The sequence below is a fragment of the Streptomyces minutiscleroticus genome (assembly GCF_014650875.1).
Lineage (GTDB): Bacteria > Actinomycetota > Actinomycetes > Streptomycetales > Streptomycetaceae > Streptomyces > Streptomyces minutiscleroticus.
Window position 1 is genome coordinate 1 of the sequence record NZ_BMVU01000130.1, and the last position, 5,672, is coordinate 5,672.

Annotated in this window: 7 protein-coding genes; 5 read left to right on the top strand and 2 right to left on the bottom strand. The window is 71.2% G+C overall.

Features of this window, described 5'->3' with window-relative positions; genetic code table 11:
• Positions 1–303, bottom strand: a 303-nt coding sequence (locus IE271_RS39970) for a helix-turn-helix domain-containing protein (protein ID WP_190195343.1), incomplete at its 3' end; no start/stop codon positions are given.
• 75 nt (positions 304–378) lie between these two features.
• Between IE271_RS39970 and IE271_RS39975 the strand changes: the two genes are divergently transcribed.
• Complete coding sequence (locus IE271_RS39975; protein WP_190195344.1) at positions 379–870, top strand: ATP-binding protein; 492 nt, start codon at positions 379–381, stop codon at positions 868–870.
• 792 nt (positions 871–1,662) lie between these two features.
• Positions 1,663–1,989, top strand: a complete 327-nt coding sequence (locus tag IE271_RS39980; RefSeq protein WP_190195345.1) for an STAS domain-containing protein — start codon at positions 1,663–1,665, stop codon at positions 1,987–1,989.
• Between the two features lie 504 nt (positions 1,990–2,493).
• Here IE271_RS39980 and IE271_RS39985 read toward each other — a convergent pair.
• Positions 2,494–3,297, bottom strand: a complete 804-nt coding sequence (locus IE271_RS39985) for an STAS domain-containing protein (protein WP_190195346.1) — start codon at positions 3,295–3,297, stop codon at positions 2,494–2,496.
• 231 nt (positions 3,298–3,528) lie between these two features.
• Between IE271_RS39985 and IE271_RS39990 the strand changes: the two genes are divergently transcribed.
• From IE271_RS39990 to IE271_RS40000, 3 genes are all read left to right on the top strand, one after another.
• Positions 3,529–3,894, top strand: coding sequence for an STAS domain-containing protein (locus tag IE271_RS39990; protein ID WP_190195347.1), 366 nt, complete (start codon positions 3,529–3,531; stop codon positions 3,892–3,894).
• A 187-nt stretch (positions 3,895–4,081) separates the two neighbouring features.
• Positions 4,082–4,447 (top strand): STAS domain-containing protein, encoded by a 366-nt coding sequence (locus IE271_RS39995; protein WP_190195348.1) that lies wholly within the window; start codon positions 4,082–4,084, stop codon positions 4,445–4,447.
• A 441-nt stretch (positions 4,448–4,888) separates the two neighbouring features.
• A complete protein-coding gene (locus IE271_RS40000) occupies positions 4,889–5,254 on the top strand; it encodes an STAS domain-containing protein (protein ID WP_190195349.1) in 366 nt (121 codons plus the stop codon).
• The last annotated feature ends 418 nt before the right edge of the window (positions 5,255–5,672 follow it).

The following is a 5,672-nucleotide window of genomic DNA, read 5'->3' on the forward strand; positions in this document are numbered from 1 at the left end:
ACCGTCGGCGGCGGTGCTGGTGATCACGTCGTGCCGGTACAGCACCGCCCGGATCGCCTCCAGCTCGACGGCGTCCACCCGTTCGGCGTCGGCCGGGGCCGACAGCAGCCACACCAGCGGGATCCGCAGGACCCGGGCGGCGTTCTCCAGCACCGACAGGCGGGGATCGACCTGCCGCACCCCGGACTCCAGCGACTGCACCCAGCGCCGGGACTGTCCCATCAGGGCGCCGAAATCGGCTTGCGTGAGGCGGCGGCGCGCGCGCCAGTAGGCGATGCGCCGGCCGACGGCGTACCCGTCCATCCCCCTCGACCCTCAAGACGCAAGGCACACACCCTGTGTGCCCACCACCCGTTGTACTCCCCCTAGCGTTGCTGCATGGGCCAGTCCAAGGAGACCACCCCCAAAATCAGCCCCACGTCCCCAGCGCCGGTGGCCGTGCCCCGCAGTACGGGGCAGCCGAGCTACACCGTCCCGATAGCGCGGAGCGTGGAAGCCGTACGCGCCATCCGGCTGATGGCCCGCGTGGTGATGTCCGAGTGGGGACTGCAGCACCTGGCCGACGAAGCGGCCCTGCTGCTGTCCGAACTGGTGACGAACGCGGTCCGGCACGCACGCGGCACCTCGCTGCGCGTCCAGCTCACCCGGCAGACGAAGCACACGGTGTACCTGGCCGTCGTCGACTACGCGCCACACCGTCTGCCGGCCCCGCGCGTGCCGGGCCCTGATGAGGACTCGGGCCGGGGCCTGCTCCTGGTGGAGGCGCTGGCCGTCCGGTGGGGCTGCGACCTCATGGGCGCCCCCGCCCGACCGTGGGGCAAACGCACCTGGGCGGTACTGGAAGCCAAAACAGAGGCTGCGGCTCGATGAAGACATCGCGCATCGGGGCCCTGCTGCTGACCGGCGGTGCCATGGTTCTCGCCTGGATCCTGCTCGTCCTGGTGGCGTAGAGACCCCGTCGGCCCGCGTATCCGTGGCGCGGGCCGGCGGCCGGAGGTGCCCCGGACCGGCTTCGGTTCGGGGCACTGTCTCCTCGCTGGAGCGGACACCCGCGCAGCGTAGGGCGGGCATGTGATGATCAGGGCAAGTGGTCCGTGGCGGTAAAGACGGAGTCGGCGCGGACCACTTCCTCGCGGCGCACCCGGCCACCCTTCGCGCTCAAGAACTCCCGTTGCTGCACAAAGCATCCCAAGGTGCGTGCGTGTCGTGCGCGTGCGAGGCGGTGAACTTCGGCGAGCACCAAGCGGTGCTCCTGGTGGCGGATGCCGCCCGGCTCGGGCGGCCCCGGCGGGATGGGGGCTGGTACTGCTTCGCCGGAGCACGCCGAGGGTTTTCCAGAGAAGTGGTCGGCGCGCCCGGCGCCCCTTGACCGGGCCGGTGACGTGCGGCTTTCCCGGCCGCGGACGCGGTGGGCGGGGCCGCCGACCTGGGCGACGACTGAGCACGCGGTCCTGGGCGCATCCGGCGTCGCACGCGCCCCTGCCGCGGCCCCGCGATTCCCACCGGCTTCGGACGTCTGTGCGGCGTATGGCTGAGCCGTGCGCCGTGCGGTGCCTACTGTGGGTGGCTGGTGCTGTCCTGGGTGGGTCCGGGCGGATCGTGTGACCGATTGCGGGGGCGTGGATGGGCGGTATGCACGGTGCGGCGGATCCCAGCCGGCTCTTGATCATCCGTACTGTCGTCGGCGGTGCCACGGTGCTGCGGTTGCTGGGCACGCTCGATGTGCACACCACCGGGCGGCTGCGCCAGGTGCTCACCGTCGACCGCAGACAGGATCCGGTGCGGGTGGTGCTCGACTGCCGGTGGGTCGGCTTCCTGGACTCCTCCGACGTCAACGCCCTGGTCCGCCTGCACTGCGCCGCCAGGGCCGCGTCCGGCTGGGTGCGCCTGGTCCGGGTGCAGCCGGCCGTGCAGCGGGTCATCCGGCTCAGCGGCCTGGAAGCCGTCATCGACTGCTATCCCACCCTGGAGCAGGTCCTGCACTCCTGATGCGGCCGGGCATGCCTCCGGCACCGGCGCGTACGCATACACGATGGGCATATGTCTACACTGTACGGTTATGCGGCTTTGCTTCTAGGCATTCAGGGCGCGCTGGAGTAGACCTCAAGGAAGGTGAGCTGCTGCGCGTGGGTGTCGGCGCGTGCGGCGGGTCACCGGCCGGTGCGGCCGCGCCCTGACGTGCAGCCGCACCGGCCGACCAGGTGGTGCCGGGGGCGCCCAGGACACAAACACCCGTCCGCATCGGGCGGCGGCCGTCCCTTTGAGGTAGTCAGCGGCTGCGCGCGCCCTGTCAAGGGGGTTTGCCACCCCCGCCCTCAGGGGAGCAGGCGCGCTCCCCGGCAACCACTCCGCCCCCTTTGCCGAACGGTGCGCCCTGCGCCGGTCCTGTCGGCCTCGCTGGCGGGCGCGGAGCGAATCACGGGGCCGGTGTCGTCATGGGTGCTGGTATATGCCGGCCGGTGGTGGCGGTGTGCCCGGGCCGAGGCGGTGTGGCTAGGCCGAGTGCTGGGCGAGTTGGCCAGTGGCGTGGGCGAGGGTGCGCAGACGGTGGCGTTGTTCGGCGGGCCAGCGCCTGGGGCGGTGGTGGTGGACGGAGACTATGCCGATCAGGTCGCCTGCCGGGGTGGTGATGGGCAGGGAGGTCACCGCGCGGACGGGCACGTCGTCCAGCACACCGGCGGCGGGGGTGTTGGTGAAGGCCGGGTGGGCGGCGACCTCTTCGACGAAGACGGGGGAGCGGTCGAAAGCGGCGGTGCCGCAGGCGGAATCCCTGCCGGTCACGGTCTCGAAGAAGGTGAGGAAGTCCCGGGGGAAGCCGTGCTGGACCGCGATGCGCAGTGCTTGGGTGGGGGCGTCCCAGATCTGGGCGTTGCCCAGGGGGGCGTCGGTCAGGCGCAGGGCCATGCCCAGTGCCTGGTGCAGCAGGTGCTGGTCGGGGTGATGCGCCCGGCGCATCCGGGCGGTGCAGGCGCCAGCGAGCCGCTCAGCGGCCGGCTCTTCGCTGCGGGCCAGGGCGCGCAGCACCGCACGGTGCGCAGTCTGCAACACCAGGTGCCCGCCGCTGGCGGCGGCCTGGTGGTACAGGGCCAGCAGCACCTCCACGCCGGCCGAGTCGCAGAACGTCACCCGGCTCAGGTCCAGCACCACCCGCCCCGAGCAGATGGCGGGCAGCGGCAGTGTGCGGAACAGCGCCAGGGCCGCGGCGACGTCGAGCTCGCCGGCCAGATGCAGTGTGGTCTGCTCCTCGCCGCGTATCAGGGCCAGCCGCAGATCGGGTACCAGCTCGGACCAGTGCATGCCTCATCCCCCTCGCCCTCGGAGTCGGCCGTGCAGGGCAGCGTAGGACCGCGGCGGGCAGCGGGACGGGAACTTTGCGCATACGCCAACCTGTCTGCCGACGTGCTGACATACTCACCGGCACGGCATTCTGTACCGGTACAGGTCATGCATTCGCGCCGCATCTGAAATCTCTCAGGCACCCTGCCGTCCGTTGGACGGATTCTTGCGTCGACTCTTGCGGAGACACGCGTGAGCGCCACCCCCAGCATGGAGGAGCCCGACCGGCTCTTTGTGATACCCGCCGTCACCGGCACCATCACCGTGTTCAGCCTGCAGGGCGATCTCGACCTCCACACGGCCGGCCTGCTGCGCCGGGCCTTCCTCACCGCCCCGGCCGGCCGCCTCACCTGTGTGGTGGTCGACCTTGAACGGGTCGCCTTCGTCGACTCCAGCGGCCTGAGCGCCCTCATCGACCTGCACCGCACGGCAAAGGCCGTGTCCGGATGGCTCCGCCTGGCGGGCATACCCGCCGTTTTGCAGCCGGTCTTCCGGATCACCGGCCTGGACGGCTACTTCGACTGCTATCCCACGGTGGATCGCGCGCTCACCGCTTGAGCCCGTGCGGCCGCCCCGTCCAGGTCCCAGAGGCTGGGCGCTTGCGGGCGGGCCGGTGGGCGGCGAGCCGTTCGGTGCGTGCGTGGTCGCCTGGAAGACCGGTGTGCAGGCATTCGGGGCGGTGGCCTGACAGGCGGCTGGGAGCGTTGCCAGGCTGGAAGGCAGGCGGAGCGAGGGCTTTGGCTCCTTGCTGATCCAAGAGGGGGCGGGGATGGTGCGGAAGCCGCATTTCGAGCTGGTGGTCCGCGATGTGAAGGCGGGTGAGGACGCGGTGTGGGTGAGTGTGATCGGTGAGGTGGGCCTGGCGGAGGTGCAGTTGCTGACGGAGGCGATCGCGGAACTGACGCATGGGGAGAGCGGGGCCGGCGGGGTGGTGCTGGACTTGGCGGACGTCTCCTACTGCGGCGGCGACAGCGCGTTCGCGCTGGCGGGCATGTGCTCGGGGATGAAGGCGGTGGGCATCCGCGTCACCATCGCGGACATGAGCCCCGTGGCGCGGCTCGCTTTCGCAGGGGCGGGCCTGGACCAGCAGCTTCCGCTGCATGAGCGGTGACGGCCTCGGGTGCGGGGGAGTGCGTCAAAAGGGGCCGATACGACGTATGAACCCTGGGAGCGTTCATCCCGGCGGTGCGCGCAGGAGGGCGCGGGGAGGGATCGCGGGCGGCTGTGCGGAGAGGGCCCTTTGAGGGCCCGCCGCCGACGCGGGCCCTCAAAGGGGGGTGTGCAGGGTCCGCAGGGGATCGGATCTTCCTGCACGTGATGCGTACGGTCCAACGGTCAGCTTGTCCGACAGGTCGCGCCCAACCGGTTGCACCGCTCCCCTCGCGCGCCGCCCCCTCAGGGCGTGCGAGGGGGCGGGGCATATTCCGCGCCCGAATGGGTTTTTCGCAGGCAGGACGGGTGGGCGGGGTCTTGTTGCGCGCCTAGGGTCGAAGGACCGCCCGTTTCCTCAGGGGCATGGCAGCATGCTCCGCCGACCGTTGCAGAGGCGCGCGTGAGTGATGCCCATGGCACGACGGGCCCCAGCCGGCTCTTCATCATCCGCACCGTCGACGACGGTGTCACCGTCCTGAGCCTGCAGGGCGAGGTCGACATGCACACCGCCCACCGCCTGCGCCAGGCTCTCGCGGCTGATCACGCCGGCCTTCCGGCCCGGGTGGTGGTCGACTTCAGACGGGTCACCTTCATGGACTCCAGCGGCATCAACGCCCTGATCTGCCTGTATCGCGCCACCCGGGACACACCGGGCTGGGTCCGCCTGGCCGGCATACAGCCCTGCATCCAGCGGGTCCTGGAACTCAGCGGCCTTGCCGCGGTCTTCGACTGCTTCCCCACCGTGCACCGCGCGCTCGTGGCCTGAGCCCGGCCCTGCCCGCGCGCGGACATCCGGCAGCGCGGCCGGGTGGAGAGGGGGCGGTCGTTCCTGCGCAGCGCGCGGACGGGGGCGAGAGGCGAGGGCCCGCAGCACGCCCTGCTGTCGGGCCCTCGCTGGTCGCGTCCCCTGTGCGAGCTCGCACCGGGGTCCGACACGCGACGCCTGCCCAACGCCCTGCCCTGCGGTGGGTCACGCCCGGCCAGGTGCACGGGTGCGGGCGCGCGCCCTCATGCGCGCTACTTGCCCGCATATTCGTGCTTGGAGTGCGTGGGCGTTGCTCCGTGAGGGCCGGGTGCTGGCGGCGGTCTTAGAACTCCTAACAAAGGGCGAGGTTTTTCAGTCGGCGCCAGCAGATGATGCTGCAGGCCAGGCTGAGGAACGCTTCGTGGATGTCGTCGCGTAT

Bases quoted from the DNA above. Each gene is read 5' to 3' on its own strand.
- IE271_RS39985 (WP_190195346.1), bottom strand. From the start codon at position 3,297: ATGCACTGGTCCGAGCTGGTACCCGATCTGCGGCTGGCCCTGATACGC.
- IE271_RS39975 (WP_190195344.1), top strand. From the start codon at position 379: ATGGGCCAGTCCAAGGAGACCACCCCCAAAATCAGCCCCACGTCCCCA.